Source organism: Acidovorax soli, from assembly GCF_014207955.1.
In the GTDB taxonomy this organism is placed as follows: Bacteria; Pseudomonadota; Gammaproteobacteria; order Burkholderiales; family Burkholderiaceae_C; genus Acidovorax; species Acidovorax soli_A.
On sequence record NZ_JACHLK010000009.1, the window covers coordinates 213,894 to 237,402 of the forward strand.

Annotated in this window: 23 protein-coding genes; 16 read left to right on the forward strand and 7 right to left on the reverse strand. The window is 67.8% G+C overall.

The genetic code is table 11. The features are described 5' to 3' along the window. Positions 1 to 175: 175 nt before the first annotated feature. The 10 genes from HNP48_RS21945 to HNP48_RS21990 all read left to right on the forward strand — a co-directional run bounded on the left by HNP48_RS21945 (position 176) and on the right by HNP48_RS21990 (position 9,316). On the forward strand, positions 176 to 508 hold the full coding sequence (locus HNP48_RS21945) for an SWIB/MDM2 domain-containing protein (protein ID WP_184861038.1): 333 nt from the start codon (positions 176 to 178) through the stop codon (positions 506 to 508). Positions 509 to 818: 310 nt separating this feature from the next. Further along, positions 819 to 3,071, forward strand: coding sequence for a TonB-dependent siderophore receptor (locus HNP48_RS21950; protein WP_260420327.1), 2,253 nt, complete (start codon positions 819 to 821; stop codon positions 3,069 to 3,071). A 39-nt stretch (positions 3,072 to 3,110) separates the two neighbouring features. Beyond that, complete coding sequence (locus tag HNP48_RS21955) at positions 3,111 to 3,797, forward strand: Fe2+-dependent dioxygenase (protein WP_184861040.1); 687 nt, start codon at positions 3,111 to 3,113, stop codon at positions 3,795 to 3,797. A 24-nt stretch (positions 3,798 to 3,821) separates the two neighbouring features. Continuing rightward, positions 3,822 to 4,955 carry an alpha-hydroxy acid oxidase gene (locus HNP48_RS21960; protein ID WP_184861042.1) on the forward strand — a complete coding sequence of 378 codons (1,134 nt, stop codon included), beginning with the start codon at positions 3,822 to 3,824 and terminating at the stop codon, positions 4,953 to 4,955. Positions 4,956 to 5,064: 109 nt separating this feature from the next. Next, entirely contained in the window at positions 5,065 to 5,337 is a 273-nt protein-coding gene (locus HNP48_RS21965; protein WP_184861246.1) for a bacterioferritin-associated ferredoxin, read from the forward strand. Between the two features lie 101 nt (positions 5,338 to 5,438). Continuing rightward, positions 5,439 to 6,134, forward strand: coding sequence for an energy transducer TonB (locus HNP48_RS21970; RefSeq protein WP_184861044.1), 696 nt, complete (start codon positions 5,439 to 5,441; stop codon positions 6,132 to 6,134). 15 nt (positions 6,135 to 6,149) lie between these two features. Next, on the forward strand, positions 6,150 to 6,869 hold the full coding sequence (locus HNP48_RS21975) for a MotA/TolQ/ExbB proton channel family protein (protein ID WP_184861046.1): 720 nt from the start codon (positions 6,150 to 6,152) through the stop codon (positions 6,867 to 6,869). Between the two features lie 3 nt (positions 6,870 to 6,872). Beyond that, the gene (locus tag HNP48_RS21980) at positions 6,873 to 7,280 is read left to right on the forward strand and encodes a biopolymer transporter ExbD (RefSeq protein WP_184861048.1); all 408 of its coding nucleotides are present in this window, start codon (positions 6,873 to 6,875) and stop codon (positions 7,278 to 7,280) included. Between the two features lie 226 nt (positions 7,281 to 7,506). Beyond that, positions 7,507 to 7,716, forward strand: coding sequence for a hemin uptake protein HemP (gene hemP / locus HNP48_RS21985; RefSeq protein WP_184861050.1), 210 nt, complete (start codon positions 7,507 to 7,509; stop codon positions 7,714 to 7,716). A gap of 394 nt (positions 7,717 to 8,110) precedes the next feature. Continuing rightward, positions 8,111 to 9,316 carry a fatty acid desaturase gene (locus HNP48_RS21990; protein ID WP_184861052.1) on the forward strand — a complete coding sequence of 402 codons (1,206 nt, stop codon included), beginning with the start codon at positions 8,111 to 8,113 and terminating at the stop codon, positions 9,314 to 9,316. 80 nt (positions 9,317 to 9,396) lie between these two features. On the opposite strand, the gene HNP48_RS21995 is transcribed toward HNP48_RS21990, so the two are convergent. Then, positions 9,397 to 9,804, reverse strand: a complete 408-nt coding sequence (locus HNP48_RS21995) for a heme-binding protein (RefSeq protein ID WP_184861054.1) — start codon at positions 9,802 to 9,804, stop codon at positions 9,397 to 9,399. 258 nt (positions 9,805 to 10,062) lie between these two features. On the opposite strand from HNP48_RS21995, the gene HNP48_RS22000 reads away from it, so the two are divergent. Next, positions 10,063 to 10,758, forward strand: coding sequence for a Bax inhibitor-1/YccA family protein (locus tag HNP48_RS22000; protein ID WP_184861056.1), 696 nt, complete (start codon positions 10,063 to 10,065; stop codon positions 10,756 to 10,758). 105 nt (positions 10,759 to 10,863) lie between these two features. Then, positions 10,864 to 11,226 (forward strand): hypothetical protein, encoded by a 363-nt coding sequence (locus HNP48_RS22005; protein ID WP_184861058.1) that lies wholly within the window; start codon positions 10,864 to 10,866, stop codon positions 11,224 to 11,226. Between the two features lie 58 nt (positions 11,227 to 11,284). Here HNP48_RS22005 and rlmD read toward each other — a convergent pair whose 3' ends face one another. From rlmD to HNP48_RS22020, 3 genes are all read right to left on the reverse strand, one after another. Further along, on the reverse strand, positions 11,285 to 12,748 hold the full coding sequence (gene rlmD, locus HNP48_RS22010) for a 23S rRNA (uracil(1939)-C(5))-methyltransferase RlmD (RefSeq protein WP_184861067.1): 1,464 nt from the start codon (positions 12,746 to 12,748) through the stop codon (positions 11,285 to 11,287). Positions 12,749 to 12,817: 69 nt separating this feature from the next. Further along, on the reverse strand, positions 12,818 to 13,120 hold the full coding sequence (locus HNP48_RS22015) for a hypothetical protein (RefSeq protein WP_184861069.1): 303 nt from the start codon (positions 13,118 to 13,120) through the stop codon (positions 12,818 to 12,820). A gap of 95 nt (positions 13,121 to 13,215) precedes the next feature. After that, complete coding sequence (locus HNP48_RS22020; protein ID WP_184861071.1) at positions 13,216 to 13,689, reverse strand: Lrp/AsnC ligand binding domain-containing protein; 474 nt, start codon at positions 13,687 to 13,689, stop codon at positions 13,216 to 13,218. A 130-nt stretch (positions 13,690 to 13,819) separates the two neighbouring features. Here HNP48_RS22020 and putA point away from each other — a divergent pair, with 130 nt between their 5' ends. Further along, on the forward strand, positions 13,820 to 17,563 hold the full coding sequence (gene putA / locus HNP48_RS22025; protein ID WP_184861073.1) for a trifunctional transcriptional regulator/proline dehydrogenase/L-glutamate gamma-semialdehyde dehydrogenase: 3,744 nt from the start codon (positions 13,820 to 13,822) through the stop codon (positions 17,561 to 17,563). 12 nt (positions 17,564 to 17,575) lie between these two features. Here putA and HNP48_RS22030 read toward each other — a convergent pair whose 3' ends face one another. From HNP48_RS22030 to HNP48_RS22040, 3 genes are read right to left on the reverse strand one after another with little or no spacing between them, the layout of a single operon-like run. Then, on the reverse strand, positions 17,576 to 17,944 hold the full coding sequence (locus HNP48_RS22030; RefSeq protein WP_311773848.1) for an ANTAR domain-containing protein: 369 nt from the start codon (positions 17,942 to 17,944) through the stop codon (positions 17,576 to 17,578). Further along, positions 17,945 to 18,655 carry a response regulator gene (locus tag HNP48_RS22035; RefSeq protein ID WP_311773849.1) on the reverse strand — a complete coding sequence of 237 codons (711 nt, stop codon included), beginning with the start codon at positions 18,653 to 18,655 and terminating at the stop codon, positions 17,945 to 17,947. It lies immediately after the preceding gene. A gap of 51 nt (positions 18,656 to 18,706) precedes the next feature. Continuing rightward, positions 18,707 to 19,411 carry a helix-turn-helix domain-containing protein gene (locus HNP48_RS22040; protein ID WP_184861075.1) on the reverse strand — a complete coding sequence of 235 codons (705 nt, stop codon included), beginning with the start codon at positions 19,409 to 19,411 and terminating at the stop codon, positions 18,707 to 18,709. A 141-nt stretch (positions 19,412 to 19,552) separates the two neighbouring features. Here HNP48_RS22040 and HNP48_RS22045 point away from each other — a divergent pair, with 141 nt between their 5' ends. The 3 genes from HNP48_RS22045 (at position 19,553) to HNP48_RS22055 (ending at position 23,406) form a co-directional block, all read left to right on the forward strand. Further along, positions 19,553 to 19,924, forward strand: a complete 372-nt coding sequence (locus HNP48_RS22045; RefSeq protein WP_184861077.1) for a response regulator transcription factor — start codon at positions 19,553 to 19,555, stop codon at positions 19,922 to 19,924. A 108-nt stretch (positions 19,925 to 20,032) separates the two neighbouring features. Continuing rightward, entirely contained in the window at positions 20,033 to 20,869 is an 837-nt protein-coding gene (locus HNP48_RS22050; protein ID WP_184861079.1) for an ABC transporter substrate-binding protein, read from the forward strand. Between the two features lie 2 nt (positions 20,870 to 20,871). Continuing rightward, a complete protein-coding gene (locus HNP48_RS22055) occupies positions 20,872 to 23,406 on the forward strand; it encodes an ATP-binding protein (protein ID WP_184861081.1) in 2,535 nt (844 codons plus the stop codon). Positions 23,407 to 23,509: the final 103 nt, after the last annotated feature.

Genomic DNA, 23,509 nt, shown 5'->3' on the forward strand with positions numbered 1-23,509 from the left:
GGAAAGCACCAAAACGGTGAGCTTTACCTTCCCAAGGGCAAGCACGCAACAAATCGAGGCAAAAAAAGCGTTTTCTCCCTTGGAAACGCGTTTTTTTCCCAGTAGCATCGGCCTGCCAGCAGAGAGGCCAGCTCTCACTGGTCAGACAATCTACTTCCAACAAGGAAAATCCAACATGGCAACTGCAAAAAAGGCTCCGGCAAAAACAGCTCCCGCCGCCAAGGCGCCAGCCACCAAGGCCGCCGCTCCTGCCAAGAAGCGCACGCCCAACGCTGCGTTCATGAAGGCCCTCACCCCCAGCCCCGCCCTGGCGGCTGTGGTCGGCTCGGCACCGCTGCCACGCACGGAAATCATCAGCAAGCTGTGGGTCTACATCAAGGCCAACAACCTGCAGGATGCAGCCAACAAGCGCAACATCAACGCAGACGCCAAGCTCAAGGATCTGTTTGGCAAGCCCCAGGTGTCGATGTTCGAACTGGCTGGCCTGATCGGCAAGCACGTCAAGTAAGCAGCCACACGCCAGTGCGCAGGGCTTCGCTCCCTGCGCCTCGGAAAAGCCGGCCCTGTGCCGGCTTTTTTGCGTCTGGCGCCGTAAAGCCCGGGTAAAGCTGTTGCAGAAAAGTAACGAATTGAATATGAATTATTAGCAACACGATTAAGATTCCGGCGCCCCGAAGCACAGCCACGCACGCGATCTGCGGTTGCCAGCCACTGCACACCTCCAGGCCCCTGCCCGCGCATGCCGCCTGCCAGCCACTGCTTCAGAACACCGTCGCGAGCCCCTCGCGCCCCCTCACTGTTCCGCTGGAGAAGCCCCCTTGGCCAAGAAACACCACCGCCGCGCACAGCCCGTCGCGCGCGCCGCCGCCCCCGTCGCCACCGCCCATACCTCCGACAAGGGCCTGCTGCCCCTGGGCGCCCTCATGCTGGCCGCATCGGTGAGCAGCTGGGCCCAGACCGCCACACCCGAAGCCACCATGGGCACGGTGACGGTCAAGGAAGCCGCTGAAGTGCAATCCAAGGACACGCTGCAAACCAAGAAGAGCAGCATCGGCAAGAGCACGCAGGACATCCGCGACATTCCCCAGTCGCTCACGGTCATGACCGAGCGCCTCATGGACGAGGCCAAGCTCGACACCCTGAAGCAGGCCCTGCACTACACCTCGGGCATCACCTTCGCAGCCACCGAGAACGGTACCGACCAGGACATCCGCCTGCGCGGCTTCCCCGTGGCAACCGTGGGCGATCTGATGATCGACGGCATGAAGGACCCTTCGCAGTACGAGCGCGACACCTTCAACTACGACCGCATCGAAGTGCTGCGCGGCTCGGCCTCCATGCTCTTCGGCCGTGGCTCCACCGGCGGCGTGGTCAACCAGGTCAACAAGAAGCCCCTGCTGCTCGACCAGTACGAGCTGGAAGCCACCTACGGCACCGACAACGTGCTGCGCACCACGGCCGACCTGAACAAGCACCTGGGCGAGAACGCAGCCTTCCGCCTGAACCTGATGCGCACCAAGGGCGACAACCACGGCGCCAAGATCGACAAGTACGGCATCGCCCCCACCGTGAGCTGGGGTGTGGGCACGCGCAACGAGTTCTCGGTGGGCCTGTTCCACCTGGACACGGACAACGTGCCCCAGGCCAACCTGCGCTACCTGCAGGGTTCGGCCCCCACGCTGATCAACCCCAAGAACTTCTACGGCACGCAGAGCGACTACCTGCGTGGCAAGGCCACCTACGGCATGGCCTCGTGGATCCACCGCTTCGACAACGACAGCGAGCTGACCACGCAACTGCGCGCCGGCAAGTTCGACCGCTCGCAATGGGGCACCACCGCCGGCTACGGCACCACGGGCGGCGTCGCCACCACCTGGGCCAACCTGAACGGCAGCACCATCCTGACCAGCGCCGGCCTGAGCCCGCGCGCCGACACGCACGAAGGCGTGTACGCCCAGACCAACTACACCGCCAAGGCCAACTGGGGTGGCATGAAGCACGAGCTGATGGCCGGCATCGATGCCAGCCAGGAAAAGGCGTTCTTCAACGTCGCCCTGGGCCAGCCCGGCACCAACTACAACAAGGGCAACACCACTGTGGGCACGCCGGACGACGGCCGCACCACCGCGATCTCGCCCTCGTACCGCTACGACCAGAACTACAGCTCCTCGTCGGTCGGTGCCTACGTGCAGGACCTGGTGCAGATTGCCCCGCACTGGAAGCTCCTGGGCGGCCTGCGCTGGGACCGCGTGAGCTCCACCCCCGAGCGTGACCTGTACACCAACGGCGTGATCACCCACGAGACGACGCGCCTGCGCTACAACTCGCTGTGGAGCCAGCGCGTGGGCGTGCTGTTCCAGCCGAGCGAGACCGCGTCTTACCACTTCTCGTACAGCACCTCGTTCAACACCTCGGCCGACACCTACCGCTTCACGACGCAGCAGACCGCCAACACCGACGCGGAAAAGAGCCGCAACTTCGAGCTGGGCGCCAAGCTGGACTGGCTGGACGGCAACCTGTCGACGCGCGCCGCGATCTTCCGCACCGAGAAGTACAACGAGCGCACCACCGATGCCGATTTCGCCGGCACCGCCTACCTGCTCAACGGCAAGCGCCATGCCTCAGGCCTGGAACTCGACGTGGTCGGCCGCATCAATCCCCAATGGGACATCTACGCCTCCTACACCTGGATTCCGGTGGCCACCATCGACAAGACCGGTAGCGCCGCGGCCAACACCGTCGGCCAGCGCGTGGGCCTGACGCCCAAGCACAGCGCCAGCGTCTGGCTCGGCTACCAGGCCACGCCCAAGCTGCGTGTGGCAGGCGGCGTGCGCGGCGTGAGCGAGAACCGTCCCGTGGCCGGTACCACGGGCGCGGCCTCGGCAACCGCCTATGCGCAAGGCTATGTGGCCATGGACCTGATGGCCCAGTACAACTTCACCGAAAGCGTGTACGCCAAGCTCAACATCAACAACGTGGCCAACCGCAGCTACGGCGACCAGCTGTACCCCGGTTTCGTCACGCTGGGTGAGCCGCGCAATATCCGCCTGACGGTGGGCACGCGCTTCTAAGCCCTGCCATCGGCCCATCCCGAGCCACCCACACCCACTATGCTGCTGCACATTCCGAACCTCCTGAGCGCCGACGAACTGCGCGGCGCTCAGGAGCTGCTTCGCGATGCGCCATGGCACGATGGGCGTGTCTCGGCCGGGCCGCAGGCGGCACAGGCCAAGAACAACGAGCAACTGCCCGAGCAGTGCGAGGCGGCGCAGGCCCTGCGCCAGATCCTGCTGCGCGGGCTGGAGCGCAGCCCGCTGTTCTTCTCAGCCGCCCTGCCCAAGACCATTTCGCCCCCCATGTTCAACCGCTATGGCGGGGCCACCAATGCCTTCGGCAACCATGTGGACAGTGCCGTGCGCTTCCTGCCCGACGGCAAGGGCCGCGTGCGCACGGACATTTCGTGCACCGTCTTTCTGAGTGCCCCCGAAGACTATGACGGGGGTGAGCTCGTCATCGAAGACACCCATGGCCCCCAGCGCGCAAAGTACGCAGCAGGCGACATGGTGGTCTACCCCGGTACCAGCGTGCACCGCGTGGAGCCGGTCACGCGCGGCCAGCGCCTGGCCGGTTTCTTCTGGGTGCAGAGCATGGTGCGCAGCGACGAGCAGCGCCGCCTGCTGTTCGACATGGACCAGCACCTGACGCAGCTGCGCGGCAGCGTGGGCGAGACCTCGGGCGCCATCGTGGGCCTGACAGGTTCGTACCACAACCTGCTGCGCATGTGGGCCGACGTGTAGCCGCTATTCCGCAGGCACCTGCCCATGCCGCCCCCCTCCCCCGACACCCCTGCGCTGCAGCCAATCCCGGCGCACATCGTCACCCTCGACGACCACGAGCGCCATGCGCGCAGCCAGCTCGACAACAACGCCTGGGCCTACTTTTCCGGCGGCGCGGCCGACGAGATCACGCTGCGCGCCAACCGCAGCGCCTGGGACGCCCTGCCGCTGTGGCCGCGCGTGCTGCGCCCCCTGGCCGGCGGCCACACCCGGGTACAGCTTCTGGGCCGCACGCTGGCCCACCCCGTGCTGCTGGCACCCGTGGCCTTCCAGCGCATGGCCCACGGCGATGGCGAGCTGGCCACGGCCTACGCAGCCGCCGCGCTGGGCGCCGGGCTGGTGCTGAGCACCCAGGCCACCTTGCCCCTGGAAACCATCGCCCAGGCCATACTGAACGACGCCGGGCGCGGCCCTCTGTGGTTCCAGCTCTACCTGCAGCACGACCGGGGCTTCACCCGCGCCCTGGTGGAGCGTGCCGAAGCCGCAGGCTACGAGGCCCTGGTGCTGACCGTCGATGCGCCCTCCAGCGGCGCGCGCGACCGGGAGCGCCGCGCGGGCTTTCACCTGCCCCCCGGCATCACGGCCGTGAACCTGGCGCAGCTCCCGCCCGCCCCGCGCGTGGCCCTGCAACCCGGCCAGAGCGCCCTGTTCGACGCCCTGCTGCACCAGGCCCCCACCTGGGACGACGTGGCCTGGCTGCAATCCATCACCCGCCTGCCGGTGCTGCTCAAGGGTGTGCTCCACCCGGCCGATGCCCGCCAGGCGGCCGGCCTGCAGGTCGCGGGCCTGGTGGTGTCCAACCACGGGGGCCGCACGCTGGACACCGCTCCCGCCACGGCCACGGCGCTGCCACGCATCGTGCAGGCCGTGGAAGGCCGCCTGCCCGTGCTGGTGGACGGCGGCATCCGCCGCGGCACCGACGTGCTCAAGGCCATGGCGCTCGGGGCCTCGGCCGTGCTGGTCGGCCGCCCCGTGGTCTGGGGCCTGGCCAACGCCGGCGCCGCCGGCGTGGCCCATGTGCTGCGCCTGCTGCGCGACGAGCTGGAAATCGCCATGGCACTCACCGGCTGCGCCACACTGGCGGATGCCTCTCCGGCCTTGCTGGACGCCGGCCGCTAGGGCGGCAATCGGGTTTTCCCCTCTCGCCAGGAATGATTTGTTGCAAATGCGAAAAATTCGCATTTATAATCAGCCATCTTCTACCAGCCAGCCACCACTGCCTGCCGCCATGATCGTCTGTGTTTGCCGCCGGATTTCTGACCGCGAAATCGCCCGCCACGCCCGTGCAGGCATGAGCTTTGATGAAATCCAGTTCGAACTGGGCGTTGCAACCCAATGTGGATGCTGCGAAAGCTGCGCCCGCGACGTGGTGGCCCAGTGCAGCGCCTCGGGTCCCATCGCCGCCTTGCACAACGAGGCAGCGTCCCAGACGATCCAGCTTGCCAGCTCCATCACGGAAAGCAAGGCATGGAACTCCTCTCTACACTCGCCGGCAGCCTGATCCTCGTCGCAGGCTCGGCCTGGTGGATCTTCCGCAAATAATCAAGGTCTCACAGGCCTGTGCCGTTTGCCGCGCAAGCGGCGGCAGCCGCCATCACACTTATGTCTCACCCTGATCGTTTTGCCCCTCCCGGGGGCGTCAGTCGCAATACCGTGATCGTAGGTTCCGTCGTGCTGCTGCATGTGGCGGGCATCTGGGCGCTGCAATCGGGCCTGCTGCGCCGCGCGGCGGAAGTCATCGTGCCGGCGGAGCTGCTCAGCGAGTTCATCGCGCCACCTGCGCCCAAGGTGGAACCGCCACCACCCAAGCCCGCGCCGCCACCGCCCAAACCCGCACCGCAGCAGGTCAAGGCCCCCAAGCCGGCCCCCATGCCGGTGGCCATTCCCGACCCGACACCGGCCCCCAATGCCCCCACGGGCGTGACCACGCCGCAGCCCCCGGCCCCGCCCATCGCCGCGCCCGTGGCGGTGGAAGCGCCGCCACCGGCACCGCCCGCGCCCCCGGCCCCGCCCAAGATCGAGCTGCCCTCGAGCGACGCCGCCTACCTGAACAACCCCAAGCCCAGCTACCCCGCCATCAGCAAGCGCATGGGCGAGCAGGGCAAGGTCATCCTGCGCGTGCTCATCGGCACCGATGGCTCGCCGCAGAAGGTGGAGATCAACAAGTCCAGCGGCTTCGAACGCCTGGACCGCCAGGCCCAGGAAGCCGTCATGCGCTGGCGCTTCGTGCCCGGCAAGCGCAATGGCGTGCCAGAGACCATGTGGAACCTGGTACCCGTCAATTTTGTTCTCGAATAATCATCAGGAGTTCTCATGGAATCGCAATTCGGCATCGCCAACGTATGGATCCAGGGCGACTTTGTCACCCGCGCAGTGGCCGTCATCCTGCTGGCCATGTCCCTGGCCTCGTGGATCGTCATCATCATCAAGGCGCTGGACATCGTGAAGTTCAAGAAGCACAGCCGCGCCGCCCAGGACTTCTGGCACAGCGAGGACTTCGCGGCCGGCCTGTCCAAGCTGGGCAATGACAACACCAATCCCTTCCGCCACCTGGCGCTGGAAGGCCGTGAAGCCACGGCCCACCACCGCAACACCAAGGCCCACCTGCACGACAGCCTGGACGTGAGCGACTGGGTCACGCGCTGCCTGCGCAACTGCATCGACGAATTCACGGCGCGCCTGCAATCGGGCCTGGCCATCCTGGCGTCGGTCGGCTCCACCGCCCCCTTCATCGGCCTGTTCGGCACCGTGTGGGGCATCTACCATGCGCTGGTCGCCATCGGCACCTCGGGCCAGTCCACCATCGACAAGGTGGCCGGCCCCATCGGCGAAGCCCTGATCATGACCGCACTGGGCCTGGCCGTGGCCATCCCGGCCGTGCTCGGCTACAACGCCCTGGTGCGCGGCAACAAGTCCATCCTGGGCGGCCTCAACAGCTTCGCCCACGACCTGCACGCCTACTTCGTGACCGGTGCCCGCGTGTCCGCTGGTGGCGAACAAGGCAAGGTGCTGCCCATCAAGAAAGGCAGCTAAGCCATGGCCTTCGGAACCCAAGACGAAGCCGATGACGTGATGAACGAAATCAACATGACGCCGCTGGTGGACGTCATGCTGGTGCTGCTCATCATCTTCATCATCACCGTGCCCGTCATGAAGCACTCGGTGAACGTGGACCTGCCCCGCGCCACCAACCAGCCCGAGGACGTAAAGCCCGAAACCGTGCGCCTGTCGGTGTCGGCTGACGGCAAGTACTACTGGAACGAGTCGCAGGTGACGGACGAGGAGCTCTTCCCGCGCCTGCAGGCCGAGGCTGCCAAGCAGCCCCAGCCGGACCTGCACATCCGCGGCGACAAGGAAGTGCGCTACGAGCGCGTGGCCCAGGCCATGGCCAGCGCCCAGCGCGCCGGTGTGCGCAAGATCGGCTTCGTGACCGATCCACAGTAAGCGACGCGCCTGCGGCGCCGCAAGGCGCCGGCCGCGACCGCCACGCAACGACAGGCCTTCGGGCCTGTTTTGCGTGGTGCCTGCGGTGTCCGTGCGGCCCTCGGCAGCCGCCCGGCCTGCCGCAGCAAAGATTCTCACCGGTTCCTGCAGAAATTGCTTGACCAGTAATTGCGAATCACTATCATTAGCGAACCGTACAGAATTCAACGCACCAGGAACCTCTCCCATGCAAGCCACCCTGACTGCCGCCACGCTCCTGCGCCCCGCCTCTGCAGACTCCCTGCAGCCGCAGCAAGGCACCCCCGGCGTGGACGCAACGGTTGCCGTGGACAGCAATGACCTGCTGCAAGGCCAGAAGGCCGTGGCCATCAGCCACAACGGGTCGGTGTACCGCCTGCAGGCCACCAAGCTCGGCAAGCTGATCCTCACCAAGTAAGCAAGAGCCCTTCTTTTCCAGGTTTCATCGTGGGGCGACTCCCGGGCACACAGTCCGCAAGGGTCGTTTTTGCCAGCCAACGGGCTTGATTGACCCGCGTAGCCAGGCCTTTTTTCCACGGTACCTGCCTCCCTCAGGCAAGCCCCCTCACCGGGGCGCTTGCCCCAAACGGCCCCTTCGGGGCCGTTTTTCTTTGGCGCGCGGCATTCCAGGCAAACGCCCGAAATGGCCGGATTTCACCCCGCTGTTCGCCCCCAGGATGGCGGGTCCGGTGTGAAACACTTCTTGACGTTTCTCCCCTTTGCAGGCACCGCCCGCCAGGCCCCATCCAAACGCCTGCCACATGCCGGAAGTGCCACGCAAAGAGGCCATCTGCCCACCCTGTGCACAGCCCATGACCCAGCCTTCCACCGCCCGGCCCGAGATTTCCAAAGCCCAGCTGCTGCAGGAACTGTCGGCTTTCGCCAACCCCAGCGACAAGAAGGGCGTGACCCTGGTGCTGCGCGACCATGTGCTGTACTGGGCCTTCATCGCCACCGTGCTGCTGGCCGAGCCGATGTGGCTCAAGGTCGTGGCCGCGCTGATGGCGGGCTTTCGCCTGTCCTCGTTCTACACCCTGGCGCACGATGCCGCCCACGGCACCCTGGCCCGCTCCAAGCGCCTGAACTGGGTGCTGGCCCTGCTGGCCGGCGTGCCCGCCACGCACAACTACCGCATGTGGTCGCACGACCACAACAAGGTGCACCACCCCTACACCAACGGCGACCATTTCGACTACTACACGCCCTATTCCAAGGCCGGCTACGACGCGCTGCCCTGGCACAAGAAGGTGCTGGAGCACATCTACCGCGCACCCCTGGGCATCGGCCTGTGGCTGTACTTTGCGATCCACTGGTTCCCGACCCGCGTCTACCCCAATGTGCGCACGCCCAAGGACCAGGTGCCCGAGTCGCGCAAATACTCGGCCCTGCTGCTGGCCTACCACGGCAGCTATGTGGCCTTCCTGCTGTGCGCGCCCGCCTTTGCGCCCATCACCGCCCTGCAGGCCGTGCTGCTGGGCTGGGTGCTGCCACTGTTCACGCTGATGTTCCTGAGCAGCACCTCGCTGTACATCATGCACACCCACCCCGACATTCCCTGGTTCAAGAGCGACGACCTGCGCAGCAACCGCCACAGCCCCGAAGTCTGCTCCGTGGTCTGGGTGCTGCCCGACTGGTTCTCCAAGGTGGTCAACAACGTCTACAACCACGCGGCGCACCACGCACACGCCGGGATCCCGTCCTACCACCTGCTGGCCGCACAAAAGCGCATGAACGAGCTGGTCGGCCACAAGCTGGTGATCGAGAAGGCCTCGGTGCGTACCTTGCTGCGCACCATGCGCACCTGCAAGCTCTACGACTACGAGAACCACCAGTGGCTGGACTTCAAGGGCCAGCCCAGCGCCCCGCGCATCGACCTGGAGCGCAAGGGCCTGGTCGCCCTGCGCAACCCCGTGCGCCGGCCCGCGGCGCCCGTCCAGGCCCCCGTACCCAACCCTTCTCCTGCGCCCAGCGGCAGCGGCAACGCCCTGCCCCACCCCATGGCGGACGCCACCGCCTGATACCTGGCGTCCCCCAACGAAAAAACCGGCCAAGGCCGGTTTTTTTCATGGATGCTGCATGCCGCAGGGCATGCCAGGGCTCACAGGCCGATGGCAGCGATGCCGGCGCGCGCGATCTGCGCGTCTTCGGTCGACTTCACGCCGCTCACACCCACGGCGCCCAGGCACTGGCCGTCCTTGAGGATGGCCACGCCGCCTTCGAGCAGGCCGTCGATGGTGGGGGCGCTCAGGAACGCAGTGCGCCCGCCGTTCACGATGTCTTCATAGACCTTGCTGTCGCGGCGGCCCAGGGCGGCCGTACGGGCCTTGGAGGGGGCGATGTGCGAGGACACGGCAGCGGCGCCATCCAGGCGCTGCAGCCACAGCAGGTGGCCGCCATCGTCCACGATGGCGATGGTCACGGCCCAGTTATTCTTCAGGGCTTCGGCTTCGGCGGCAGCGGCAATGGCCTTGACGTCGGCCAGTTCGAGTTCGTGCTTGGTCTTCATGGATGCGGTGCGAGGTTGGAGGGGGTGCGAGCGCGCCCCCCAAGGGATGGAAACCGGCAAGCATAGCGGCTCCCGCGGGCACCACCAAGCCTGCCTGGGGCGAAAGAATAGTGACCAGGGACAGCGCAATCCCTCTCCCCGCCCCCCAATACCTCCCACCTCAAGCCCGTTGGCCGGTGCGGGTATTGCCATTGGCGAGAACGCCTCCACCTAGAATTTGTCCAGGCCTGTACCGTGCAGGCACAAGGAGAGACACAGATGAATGACCAAGTCACCACCCTGAACCCGTCGGCGGGCTATGGCATTTCGCAGGAAGAGCGCCACAAGGTGCTGCGCAATACCTATTGGCTGCTCGCACTGAGCATGATCCCCACCGTGCTGGGCGCCTGGATCGGCGTCGCCACGGGCATCACGCAGTCGTTGCGCGGCGGCGTGGGCCTGATCGTGTTCCTGGGCGGCGCGTTCGCCTTCATGTACGCGATCGAAAAGACCAAGCACTCGGCCGCCGGTGTGCCCGTGCTGCTGGCCTTCACCTTCTTCATGGGCCTGATGCTCTCGCGCCTGATCGGCATGGTGCTGGGCTTCAAGAACGGCACCGAATTGGTGATGACGGCCTTCGCCGGCACGGCAGGCGTGTTCTTCGTGATGGCCAGCCTGGCCAGCGTGATCAAGCGCGACCTCTCGGGCATGGGCAAATGGCTCATGGTGGGCGCCCTGGTGCTCATGGTCGGCGCCATCATCAACGTCTTCGTGGGCTCCACGGCCGGCATGATGGCCATCTCCATGGCGGCCATCGGTATCTTCAGCGCCTACATGCTGTACGACCTCAAGCAGATCCTGGACGGCGGTGAAACCAACTACATCAGCGCCACCCTGGCCCTGTACCTGGACATCTTCAACGTGTTCCAGAGCCTGCTGGCCCTCTTGGGCATCATGGGCGGCGAGCGCGACTGACATCGCCCCGCTCCCTGCACAAAGGCTCCTTCGGGAGCCTTTTTGTTGACCTCGCACAATGGTCAACCCTCAACCCCGGCGACCCGATGCCGATAATGAAGATACATGCACCCCATCGATTCCTTCAACATCCGCTCCGCCCTGCGCCTGCTCGCTCTGTCCGCCGCCCTGCTTTCACTGGCCGGGTGCGACCAGGTCACTGCCAGGCTGGGACTGAACGAAGCTCAGCTGAAGGACACCGAGGCCAAGGCCATCGGCGGGGCCTGCCGCCACGCGCTGCGCGGGGTGGAAGACTGCTACACCCTCAACCCCAAGGCCCCCAAGGCCGCGGTGTTCGATGGCTGGAAGGAGATGGACCAGTACATGCGCGAGAACAAGATCGAGGGCACGCCTGCGGTGGTGGCCAGGCCGGCTGAGCCGCCGCCCAAGCGCGCGGCGCCACGGGCATCCGCCCCCGCCGAGCATTGAAACCGCAAAAGAAAGGGGCCCGAGGCCCCTTTTTTTTGCGCGGAGATGAACCCGGGCCTCAATCCCGTTCGAACACCGCCATGCTCTCCACGTGCGCCGTGTGCGGGAACATGTTGACCATGCCCGCCGCCGTGCAGCGGTAGCCGCCCAGGTGTACCAGCAGGCCCGCATCGCGCGCCAGCGTGGCGGGGTTGCAGCTCACGTAGACGATGCGCTTGGGCGGGGTCCACTTCTCGGCCCCTGGAGGCAGCGGAGCCGCCCCTTCGGCACCGATGCGCGCCTGCTCGATGTCCGCCAGCGCCTTGGCCAGCGCGAAGGCGCCTTCGCGCGGCGGGTCCACCAGCCATTTCTCGGCCGAGCCATCGGCGATCAGCATCTCGGGTGTCATGTCGAACAGGTTGCGCGCCACGAAATCGGTGGGCGCCAGCGCCTTGCCGCCCTCGGCCACCAGGCGCTGGTTGAGCCGGTAGTTCTCGCGCGAGCGCGCCACCAGGGTCTCGCTGCCCTCGATGCCCAGCACCTCGCGGCCCTGTGTGGCCAGGGGCAGCGTGAAGTTGCCCAGGCCGCAGAACCAGTCGATCACGCGCTCGTGCTTTTGCACGTCCAGCAGGCGCAGCGCACGCGTGACCAGCACGCGGTTGATGTGCGGGTTGACCTGCGTGAAGTCGGTGGGCTTGAAGGGCATGGTGATGCCGAAGTCCGGCAGCCCATAGGACAGTTGCTCCCCGCCCTCTTCCATCAGTTTCACCGTGTCCGGGCCCTTGGGCTGCAGCCACCACTGCACCTGGTGCTCGGCCGCGAAGGCGTGCAGGCGCCCTATGTCGGCGGCGCTCAGCGGCTCCAGGTGGCGCAGCACCAGCGCGGTCACGCTGTCGCCGCAGGCCAGTTCGATCTGCGGGCAGGTGTCGCGCGCGTCCATGGAGGCGATCAGCGCGCGCATGGGCATCAGCATGGCATCGACATGCGGGGGCAGCACGGGGCAGGTCACCATGTCCGCCACATAGCGGCTCTTGCGCTCGTGGAAGCCCACCAGCACCGTGCTCTTCTTGATCACATGGCGCACCGACAGGCGCGCGCGGTAGCGGTAGCCCCAGGCCGGCCCTTCGATGGGGCGCAGCACCGTCTGCGGCCGGACCTTGCCCAGGTGCCAGAGGTTGTCCTCCAGCACGCGCTGCTTGACAGCCACCTGGCCGCCCACATGCAGGTGCTGCATCTTGCAGCCGCCGCAGGCCCCCGCATGCAGGCCGAAATGCTGGCAGCCCGGGCGCACGCGCTGCGACGATTCGCGGTGGATCGCCGTCAGGCTGGCCTGCTCCCAGTTGTTCTTCTTGCGGTGGGTGTTGGCGCTGACGTATTCGAAGGGCAGTGCGCCATCGATGAAGACCACCTTGCCATCGGGTTTGCGGGCCACGCCCTGGGCGTCAAGATCCAGGGCCTGCACGGACAGCCAGCCTTCCGGCAGTTCTCCCGCTTCCTGCTGGGCGGGTTCATACGAGGGGGACAGTTCTTTGGGTTCGCTCATCCCCCGATTGTCTCAGAGGCCGCGAACCTGCCCGCCGCCCCTTGCAGGCGGCAGGGGAGGCCAGCGCAATCAGCCGCGGTCGGCGCGCGGTGCGCGGCGGCCGCCGGGGCCGGTCATGCTGGCAGGAGCGAAACGGGGCAGTTCGTTGATGCGCAGGTCGCAACCATGGTTGTCCAGCGTGAACACCAGGGTGCTGCCGGGGGCCACACGGGGCAGGACCTCGTGGATCTGGTAGGACATGTCCACCGGCGGCTCGGGCGAACGGTAGATGATTTCCTTGGCCGGGCTGTAGACCACGTAGCAGGCGGCGGAGGCAGACTGGCCAAAGCAGGCAGCCACCAAGGCGGCTGCGGCGTATTTGAATGCGGACATGGGAACTCCTCCTGCAATTTTCGGGTACTGGTTCCATTATGCGGGCTTGCATCGCACTCGCCAATGCAAGCGTTGCGCGCGTGCCTATCTGGCGTCTATCGCAGCACGAGGTGGTTGGTGTGCTTGACCTCTTCCATCACCGCATAGGTGCGTGTCTCGCGCACGCCCGGCAGCTGCCACAGCACGTCGCCCGCAAACACCCGGTAGGCATTCATGTCCGCCGAGCGGGTCTTGAGCAGGTAGTCGAATCCCCCCGCCACCATATGGCATTCCATGATCTCGGGATGCACCTGCACAGCGGCCTTGAACTGGTCGAACACATTGGGCGTGGTGCGGTCCAGCAGCACTTCCACAAAGACCAGCATGCCCGCGCCGAGCTTGAGAGGGTTCAGCCGTGCCTCATAGCCCAGGATGAAGCCGTCGCGCGTGAGCCGCTGCACGCGTGCCAGCACCGCCGTGGGCGACAGGGCCACGGCCTCGGCCAGCTTGAGGTTGGCAATGCGCCCGTCTTCCTGCAGGATTGACAGAATTCGGCGATCGATACGGTCCAGATCGGCTTCGTTGCTCATGAGCCTCAGTGAATAATTCGTTGAATCTGGCGATTTTCGAACATTTATTCAACAAAAGTCCAGAGATGATCCATTGCAGTGGGCCCGGCGGTTGCCGGACCCGAATCCTTACCAGAGAGATCCCGCTGCCATGACCTCCACCGCCGCCTTTGCCGACTTCGCCCCGCGCACCCCGCTGGCCAGCCCGCTGCGCGCCGCCATCACCGCCGCCTGCCGCCGCCCCGAGCCCGAGGCCCTGGCGCCACTGCTGGAACAGACCCGCGTGCCGCAGGACGTGGCCGCCGCCGCGCAGCAACTGGCGCTGCGCATTGCCGGCGCGCTGCGCGAGCGCAAGGCAGGCACCGGGCGTGCGGGCCTGGTGCAGGGCCTGCTGCAGGAGTTCTCGCTGTCCTCGCAGGAAGGTGTGGCCCTGATGTGCCTGGCCGAGGCCTTGCTGCGCATTCCCGACAAGGCCACGCGCGACGCGCTGATCCGCGACAAGATCAGCAACGGCCAGTGGGAGCCCCACCTGGGCAAGAGCCCTTCGCTCTTCGTCAACGCCGCCACCTGGGGCCTGCTCATCACCGGCAAGCTGGTGGCCACGCACAGCGAGGGCAGCCTGGGCGCGTCGCTGGGCCGGCTCATCGGCCGGGGCGGCGAGCCGCTGATCCGCAAGGGCGTGGACATGGCCATGCGCATGATGGGCGAGCAGTTCGTGACCGGCGAGACCATTGCCGAGGCGCTTTCCAACGCGCGGCGCATGGAGGCCGAGGGCTTTCGCTATTCCTACGACATGCTGGGCGAGGCGGCCCTGACCACGGCCGACGCCGAGCGCTACTACGCCTCCTACGAGCAGGCCATCCACGCCATCGGCAAGGCCTCGGCCGGGCGCGGCATCTACGAAGGCCCGGGCATCTCGATCAAGCTGTCAGCCCTGCACCCACGCTACAGCCGCGCCCAGTTCAGCCGCGTGATGGACGAGCTCTACCCCCTGGTGCTGCGCCTGACCGAACTGGCCAGAAGCTACGACATCGGCATCAACATCGACGCCGAGGAGGCCGACCGGCTGGAGATTTCGCTGGACCTGCTGGAGCGCCTGTGCCACGCCCAGAGCCTGGCCGGCTGGAACGGCATCGGCTTCGTGATCCAGGCCTACCAGAAGCGCTGCCCCTACGTGATCGACTTCGTGATCGACCTGGCCCGGCGCACGCGCCGCCGCCTCATGGTGCGCCTGGTCAAGGGCGCCTACTGGGACAGCGAGATCAAGCGTGCCCAGATCGACGGCCTGGCGGGCTACCCGGTCTACACGCGCAAGGTGCACACCGACATCTCCTATGTGGCCTGCGCGCGCAAGCTGCTGGCCGCCCCCGAGGCCGTGTACCCGCAGTTCGCCACGCACAACGCCGAGACCCTGGCCACCATCTACCAGCTGGCGGGCAGCAACTACTACGCGGGCCAGTACGAATTCCAGTGCCTGCACGGCATGGGCGAGCCGCTGTACGAGCAGGTAGTGGGCGCTGTCACCGCCGGCAAGCTGGGCCGGCCCTGCCGCATCTACGCCCCGGTGGGCACGCACGAGACGCTGCTGGCCTACCTGGTGCGTCGCCTGCTGGAAAACGGCGCCAACACCTCGTTCGTGAACCGCATCGCCGACGAGACCATCCCCCTGGCCGAGCTGGTGCGCAGCCCCGTGCAGGTGGTGGACGAAGCCGCCGCGCGCGAAGGCCGGGCCGGCCTGCCGCACCCGCGCATTGCGCTGCCGGAGGGCCTGTACGGCAGCGGCCGCGCCAATTCGCAGGGCCTGGACATTGCGAGCGACGCCGTGCTGGCACAGCTGACAGCCACCTTGCAGGCCAGTGCGCTGCACGAGTGGAAGGCCGGCCCCCTGCTGGCCGCCGATGCCCCCACCGGCCCCACGGCCCCGGTGCGCAACCCCGCCGACCTGCGCGATGTGGTCGGCCAGGTGCAGGAGGCCACGGCCGACGACGTGGACCTGGCCCTGAAGAACGCCCAACAGGCGGCCCCCGCCTGGGCCGCGATCGCCCCCACCGAGCGTGCCGCCACCTTGCAGCGCACGGCCGACCTGCTCGAAGACCGCATGCAGCCGCTGATGGGCCTGTTGATGCGCGAGGCCGGCAAGAGCGCCAGCAACGCCATCGCCGAGGTGCGCGAGGCGGTGGACTTCCTGCGCTACTACGCGGCCCAGGTCGAAACCACCTTCGACAACAGCACGCACATCCCGCTGGGCCCCGTGGCCTGCATCAGCCCCTGGAACTTTCCGCTGGCCATCTTCATGGGCCAGGTGGCGGCGGCACTGGCCGCCGGCAACCCGGTGCTGGCCAAGCCGGCCGAGCAGACCCCGCTGGTCGCCGCCGAAGCCGTGCGCCTGCTCTGGCGCGCGGGCGTGCCGCGCGCCGCGGTGCAGTTGCTGCCCGGCCAGGGCGAGACCGTGGGCGCACGCCTGATCGGCGATGCGCGCGTCATGGGTGTCATGTTCACCGGGTCCACCGAAGTCGCGCGCATCCTGCAAAAGACCATCGCCGGCCGGCTCGACGCGGCCGGCCGCCCCATCCCGCTGATTGCCGAAACGGGCGGGCAGAACGCCATGATCGTGGACTCCTCGGCCCTGGTGGAGCAGGTGGTCACCGACGCCGTCTCCTCGGCCTTCGACAGCGCGGGCCAGCGCTGCTCGGCCCTGCGCGTGCTGTGCGTGCAGGAGGATGCCGCCGACCGCGTGGTCGAGATGCTCCAGGGTGCCATGGGCGAGCTGCGCATGGGCAACCCCGGCGCCCTCGCCGTGGACGTGGGCCCGGTGATCGACGCCGAGGCCCGGGCCGGCATCCAAAAGCACATCGAGGCCCTCAAGCAGCGCGGCCACCGCGTGTTCCAGCACTGCCGCAGCGATGCCACCCAGGTTGCAGAAGGTACCTTCGTGCCGCCCACGCTGATCGAGCTCAAGCACATCGGCGAGCTGCAGCGCGAGGTCTTCGGCCCCGTGCTGCACCTGGTGCGCTATGCGCGCAAGGACCTGGACCAACTGCTCGACCAGATCAACGCCACCGGCTACGGTCTGACCCAGGGCGTGCACACCCGCATCGACGAGACCATCGCCCGCGTCGTGGACCGCGCGCATGCCGGCAACGTCTACGTCAACCGCAACATGGTGGGTGCCGTGGTGGGCGTGCAGCCCTTCGGCGGCGAAGGCCTGTCGGGCACGGGCCCCAAGGCCGGCGGCCCCCTGTACCTGCTGCGCCTGCTGGCCGAGCGCCCGGCCAACGCGCTGGCCCAGACCTTTGCGGCGGCGGACCGCGCCGCCCCGCCCGACATGGCCGCGCGCGATGGCCTGCTGGCGCCGCTGCGCGCGCTGGAGCGCTGGGCGCAGATGGAAAACAAGGCGGCGCTCGCCGCCACCTGCCGCCGCTTTGCCAGCGAAAGCCAGAGCGGCACGGCACGCACCCTGCCCGGCCCCACGGGCGAGCGCAATGTCTACAGCCTGCAGCCGCGCGCCACGGTGCTGTGCGTCGCCAGCGCCGAAGACGACCTGCTGACCCAACTGGCCGCCGTGCTGGCCAGCGGGGGCAAGGCCGTGTGGAGCGACGCCGACACCGCCCTGCGCACTGCCCTGCCCGCCGAGGTGCAGGCGCGCATCGCGACCAAGGGCAATGCGCTCACGGATGGCGGCATCGAACTGGCGGCCGTGCTGCACCACGGCAGCAGCGAGGCGCTGCGCAGCACCTGCGAGCAACTGGCGCGCCGCCCCGGCCCCATCGTCGCCGTCACTGCGGTGCACCCGGGCAGCACCGATGTGCCCCTGGAGCGCCTGCTGAACGAGCGCGCGCTGAGCGTGAACACGGCGGCCGCCGGGGGCAATGCCAGCCTGATGACCATCGGCTGACCGGGGCCAGGCCTACCTGGGCTTGCCGGCAGGCTTGGCCGCGCCGAAGCCCAGCTTCTCCATGGCCTCGTGGGTCTCCAGCAGCATGGCGGCCACCTCGGCCACCGTCACGCGCAGGCCGGTGGCGCGCTCGCGCATGTGCTCGTAGGCCTGGGCCTCGGTCATGCGCTGGTAGTCCACCAGCACACGGATGGCCTTTTTGATCTGGCGCCGCGACTTGATGGTGGATTCGAGCTTGTCGGTCTTGCCCCGCTGAAAGCGCTGGGTCGCCGCGCCAGTACCAGCCTGCCAAGGATGCCGGAGGAACGGAAAGGCTTGGCAAAGACCCCGCGTGTCCCACAGCTTGGTGAGCACGCCGCGCCCGCGCACCCTGCAGGGCATCTACACCTGCAGCAGGCGTGGGCGCAGCCGGTCCCAGGCCTGCCGGGCCGCCACCGGGTCGCCTGCGCCCGCGGCCGCTTCAATCTGCTTGGCCAACACGCTGTCGGCGCTCCATCCCAGGGTGCGCAACACCGTGGCCAAGCTGTGCGACAGGCGCTGCAGGGCCGCGAGGTCGCCCAGGTCCAGCGCCGCATCACCGGCCTGCAGGTCGTGTGGCAACTGCACCCGGCACTTGGCGCGGTAGGCGTGGAACAACGCCGTATTGCCGGCGAAGTAGGTGGTGACGACGTCGCCATCGTCCGGCATGGCGGGGGCCTGCGGCGGCGCAGGCGGTTCGGCATCCGCCAGGGCATCCTGCACACAGGCCTGCAACTGCACCACGGAGGCCGGCTTGCGCAGCACGCGCCACACGGGCAGCGCCTCCAGCTGGGCCAGCACGGCGGCATTGATGCCGGCGCTGAAGATCGCCACCTTGGCATCGCCCTGCAGGGCCGGGTCGGCCTGCAGCCGCTGCAGCAGGTCAAAGCCCGACAGGCCGGGCAGCATCAGGTCGGTGATGAGCAGGCGGGCGGGCTTGGCCTGCAGCTCGGCCAGCGCGCACGCCACGTCGGCGCAGGGCACGAGGTCCACCTCCAGGTCCTCGACCGCCATGGCGACGAAACGCGAGATGGAGGCGTCGTCCTCGACCAGGAGCACGCGCCGGTTCTTCACGCCAGGAGCTCCATGGACGGCTTGCCAGGTACCTGGAACGCTTTCACGCGCTCACCCCACGGCCTTCTGCCCGAGGTCGCTGGCCAGCAGCGGCGGCAGCTCGGCCACCAGGCGGGGCTTGTGGATCACGTTCACCCCCTGCAACGCAAACGCATAGGGTGCGCGTTGCGACTCATCCAGCGAGGTCACGACGATCAGGCGGCTCCTGGCGAACTGCGGGTGCGAACGCAGCGTGGTGATCAGGGCCCCGCCATCGATGCCGGGCAAAAGGATGTCCACGATCAGCACGTCGGGCTGGATCTGGCCGTACATGGCCAAACCCGTGATGCCGTCGTTGGCGATATGCAGCTGCACGCCGGGGAAGTTCTGCTCCACCAGCAGCGATACGAGGTTCTGGAAATGGATGGAATCCTCGATCAGCAGGACCTGCGCAGCACCGTCGCGGGCCAGCGTGGGCGCAGGCTGGGGCATGGGCGGTGCCGGCGGCACCACAGCCAGGGGTGCTGGCCCGGTGAGCCCCCCCCACTCGCTGCCGGCAGGCACTGCGCCACCGCCCGCCCGGCCACGCAGCCACTGCTCCACCGATTCACGCGAAATGCGCCGATGGCCGCCCGGTGTTTTCCAGGCACGCAGCTCGTTGCGATCCACCATCAGCTGCACCGAACGCACCGCCAGGCCCAGCATGCGAGCGGCCTCGAAGGTGCTCACATGCGCCTGGCCGGATGGCTCGGATTCCGGGGATGTTTCACTTTTCATGACTTCACCAGTTTAACGCTTTCACTGTTTGCACTACACTCCATATTTGATAAAAATGATTTTTTTGATGAGCTTCCATCAAAAAACCGCTGCGCGGACCACCACCTCCTCCCAAGAACCAGGCACACAAGCCGCCACTGCATGAAAAAGGTACTGATCGTCGAAGACCACGCCGACATCCGCAAACTGCTGCGCATGACGCTGGAGTTCGACGATTTCGAGATCCACGAAGCCGCCGATGGCGCCGCCGGCCTGGCGATGGCGCGTGAACTGGCCCCGGACATCGTGCTCATGGATGTGATGATGCCGGGCCCCTGCTCCGGCCTGGACGCCTGCCGCCTCATCAAGGCGGACCCGGCCCTGCGGCACGCCAAGGTCATCATGCTGAGCGCGCTCGGCCAGGCGCAGGACCGGCAGCGGGGCCAGCAAGCCGGTGCAGACGACTACCTGGTCAAGCCCTTTCGCACCGCCGAGGTGCTGGCCTCCATCTACCGGCTGGAAACTGCCATGTGAGGGCGCGGGCGGGCATGATGGCAATGCAAGCCTCGCCTGCTCCGGTGGAATTGCCGATACTCGGGGCACCCCACGGCCCCACCCCACCACCGACGGATTGACGGATCGATGCGTGCCCTGCCCCACCGCCTCCCGCGCCCGCCGCGCAGCCCCCTCTTGCGCCAGGCCATGCTGCTTGGCGCCGCCCTGCTGGCCGTGGTGCTCGGCGCCAGTGCCCATGCCGGCCCGGTACTGGACCAGGTGAAGGCGCGCCACAGTGTGCGCGTGTGCATCTGGCCCGACTACTATGGTGTCACCTTCCGCAACCCGCGCACACGCCAGCTGAGCGGCATCGACATCGATCTGTCGGCCGAGCTGGGCCGGGACCTGCAGATGAAGGTGGAGTACGTCGAATCCTCCTTCGCCACCCTGGTGCAGGACCTGAAGGCGGACCGTTGCGATGCAGGCATGTTCGCCATCGGCATGACGCGCGAGCGCATGGAGCACCTGAAGTTCACCCGGCCCTACCTGGCCAGCGGGATCTATGGCATCACGACCAAGAGCAATCCCGTGGTGCGGCAGTGGTCCGACATCGACAAGCCCGGTGTGCTGGTGGGCGTGCAGGCGGGCACCTTCATGGGGCCGGCCATGGCCGAGCTGCTCAAGCACGCCAAGGTGGTCACGGTGACACCGCCCGCCACGCGCGAGCGGGAGCTCGAAGGCGGCCGGGTGGACGTGTTCATGACCGACTACCCCTACAGCCGGCGCCTGCTGGACAACGCCGATTGGGCGCGGCTGGTGGCGCCACCCCAGCCTGTGCACGTGCTGCCCTATGCCTATGCCGTCAAGCCCGGGGATGAGGCCTGGCTCAAGGCCCTGGACGACTTCGTGGCACGCATCCAGCGCGACGGCCGGCTCGACGCCGCCGCCAGCCGCAACGGCCTGCGCGAGATCGTGATCCGCTGAACATGGGCACCCAGGCGCCGCCCCGCTTCCAGCAGGCGCTGCGCGCCCTGGCCCGGGTGCGGCGCAGCGTCAGCGCCCTGGCACTGGCCAGCGGCCTGCTGCTCACGGTCGCGGTGGCCGTGGCCACCACGCTGGTGGGGCTCGGCGACCGGGCCAACGCCTTGCGCTGGGACCAGGAAAAGGCCGAACTGCTGGCGCGCATGCTGGAGGACCAGACCACGCGCACCGTGGAGGGCGGCATCTTTGCGCTCGGGGCGTTGGCCGAGACGGCCGCCCTGCGCAAACCCCTGGAGGAACCGGCCCAGACCGAAACGGCACTGCGCCAGGCCCTGGCCGGCACGCCCTACCTGCGCGCCATTGCGGTGGTGGACATCGGCGGCCGCGTCATCGCCAGCAGCCTGGCAGGCGAAGCCGAACTGGCGATCCAGGTCGAGCAACTGGGGCCCGTGCCGTCCAATGGCGGCAGCACCATCGGCCCTTTTCTGCGCGGACGCGGGCTGGCCAGCCTGGCCCGGGATGCGCCAGACCTCGGCGCCCCCGGCGGCCTGGGTTTCATTCCCCTGGTGCGGGGCTATGCGGACGATACCGGCCGGCCGCTGCAGCTGGTGGGCCTGCTCAACCCGGACTCGCTGGCCAACCGGCAGCAGCTCGCAGTGGGCGAAGAAGGCTTCGGCTCGGCCATCGCCTCCTATGACGGCGAGGTGCTGGTCAGCTCGGGCATTGCCCTGGCGGGGCGCGATCTGGCAGCGCTGCCGGTGTTCCGCGACTACCTGCCCGGCGTGGAGCATGCCAGCTACGTCGGTGCCGGCATGGGTGGCGCAAGGCAGATCGTCGCCTTCCGCGCGTCGCGCACGCAGCCGCTGGTCGTGGTGGTGGAGGAGAGCCACGCGGTCTCCGCCAGCCGCTGGCTCCGCAATTCAACCGGCTTCCTGTACGTGGGCGCGGCCGCCAGCGCCCTGCTGCTGCTGCTCACGCTGGTGGCCTGGCGCAGCCTGCGTGCGCGCGAGACGGCGCGCCTGCTGGCCGACCAGGCGCAGGCCCGCATCGCGCACAGCGAGCGGGAGCTCGCCGTTCTCATGCGCAGTGTGCAGGAGCTGATCTTCCGCACCGACGCGGACAGCGTGATCACCTTCGTCAATGCACGCTGGGCGGCCTTGAGCGGCGGCAACGAATCGGCCGCCATCGGCCGCCTGCTGCCAGAGCTGGTGGACGAACAGGACCGCAGCCAGGCGGCCCAGCTGTTCGAGCGCGGCGGCCAAGGCGGCGTGCGCACCTGCCAGGCCAGGATCCAGCTGGGCACAGGGCGTCGCCTGCTGTTCGACGTGGCCGTGGTGCCGCTGCTGGAGAACGGCAGGGTGCTGGGCTTCGCGGGCAGCGCGGTGGACGTGACCGAGCGCTGGGCGGCGCAGCGCAACCTGCAAAACCAGCTCGAGTTCCGCGACCTGATGCTGCAGATGAACCCGCTGCCGATCTCGCTGACCGACATGGACAGCCGCATCGTGCTGGTCAACCGCGCCTGGGAAGAGTACCAGGGCCGCCAGCGCAAGCACGTGGTCGGCCTGCGCCTGGAGGATTTTCTGCCCATCGACGAGGCCATGGTGCATGCCCGTGCGGACCGCATGCTGCTGCAACAGGGGGGACAGGTGCAGTTCGAGACGCGCATCCTGCATGGCGACTGCTCGCTGCGCGACACCCGCGTGACCAAGGCCGTGGTGTTCAACGCCCAGGGAGAAGCCACCGGCATCCTGTGCACGCTGATGGACGTGACCGACTTCCGCGAGGCCGAGCGCGTGACGCAAGAGGCCCGCGACGCGGCCGAGGAAGCCTCGCGCACCAAATCGGAATTCGTGGCCAACATGAGCCACGAGCTGCGCACGCCGCTGCAGTCCATCATCGGCTTTTCCGAGCTGGGCCTGCTGCGCGCAAAGGCCGACGCGCGGCTGTCCGGCATGTTCGAGGACATCCACCGCTCGGGCGAGCGCATGCTCAACCTGGTCAACGACCTGCTGGACGTGGCCAAGATCGAGAGCACCGTCGGCACCTTCCACCTGGAGCGGCTGGACCTGCGCGGCGTGATCCGCCCCGTGCTGCGCGAACTCGAGCCGCTGCTGGCCCCGGGCCGGCTGCACCTGGACGTGCGCCTGGGCGAGGTACCGCTCATCGCCAAGGTGGACCCGGTGCGCTTTCAGCAGGTGGTGCGCAACATCCTGGCCAACGCCATCCGCTTCTCTCCCGAGGGATCGGCCATCCAGTTGCTGGGCCGGGTGGACAGCATCGGCCAGATCCGCCTGGCCGTGCGCGACTACGGCCCGGGCATACCGCCCGGGGAGCTGCAAAGCATCTTCGAGGCCTTCCGCCAGTCGAGCAAGACCAAGGACGGCTCGGGCGGCACGGGCCTGGGCCTGGCGATCTGCCAAAGGATCGTGGAAGCCATGGGCGGGCAGATCTACGCCGAAAACGCCCCCGGGCGCGGCTCCGTTTTCCACGTCGTGCTGCCGGCACGGGGTTCGAGCGAGACGATTTCGGCGGCGCTGTAGGCCCCTGCCCCGGGCGCAGACCAGCGCTGCCAGGCAGCCAGCCCTCGGCCACGGGGGATCTGCCCCCTTGAGTCTGCTGTCGCCAGAGGCTGGCGGCACGCGC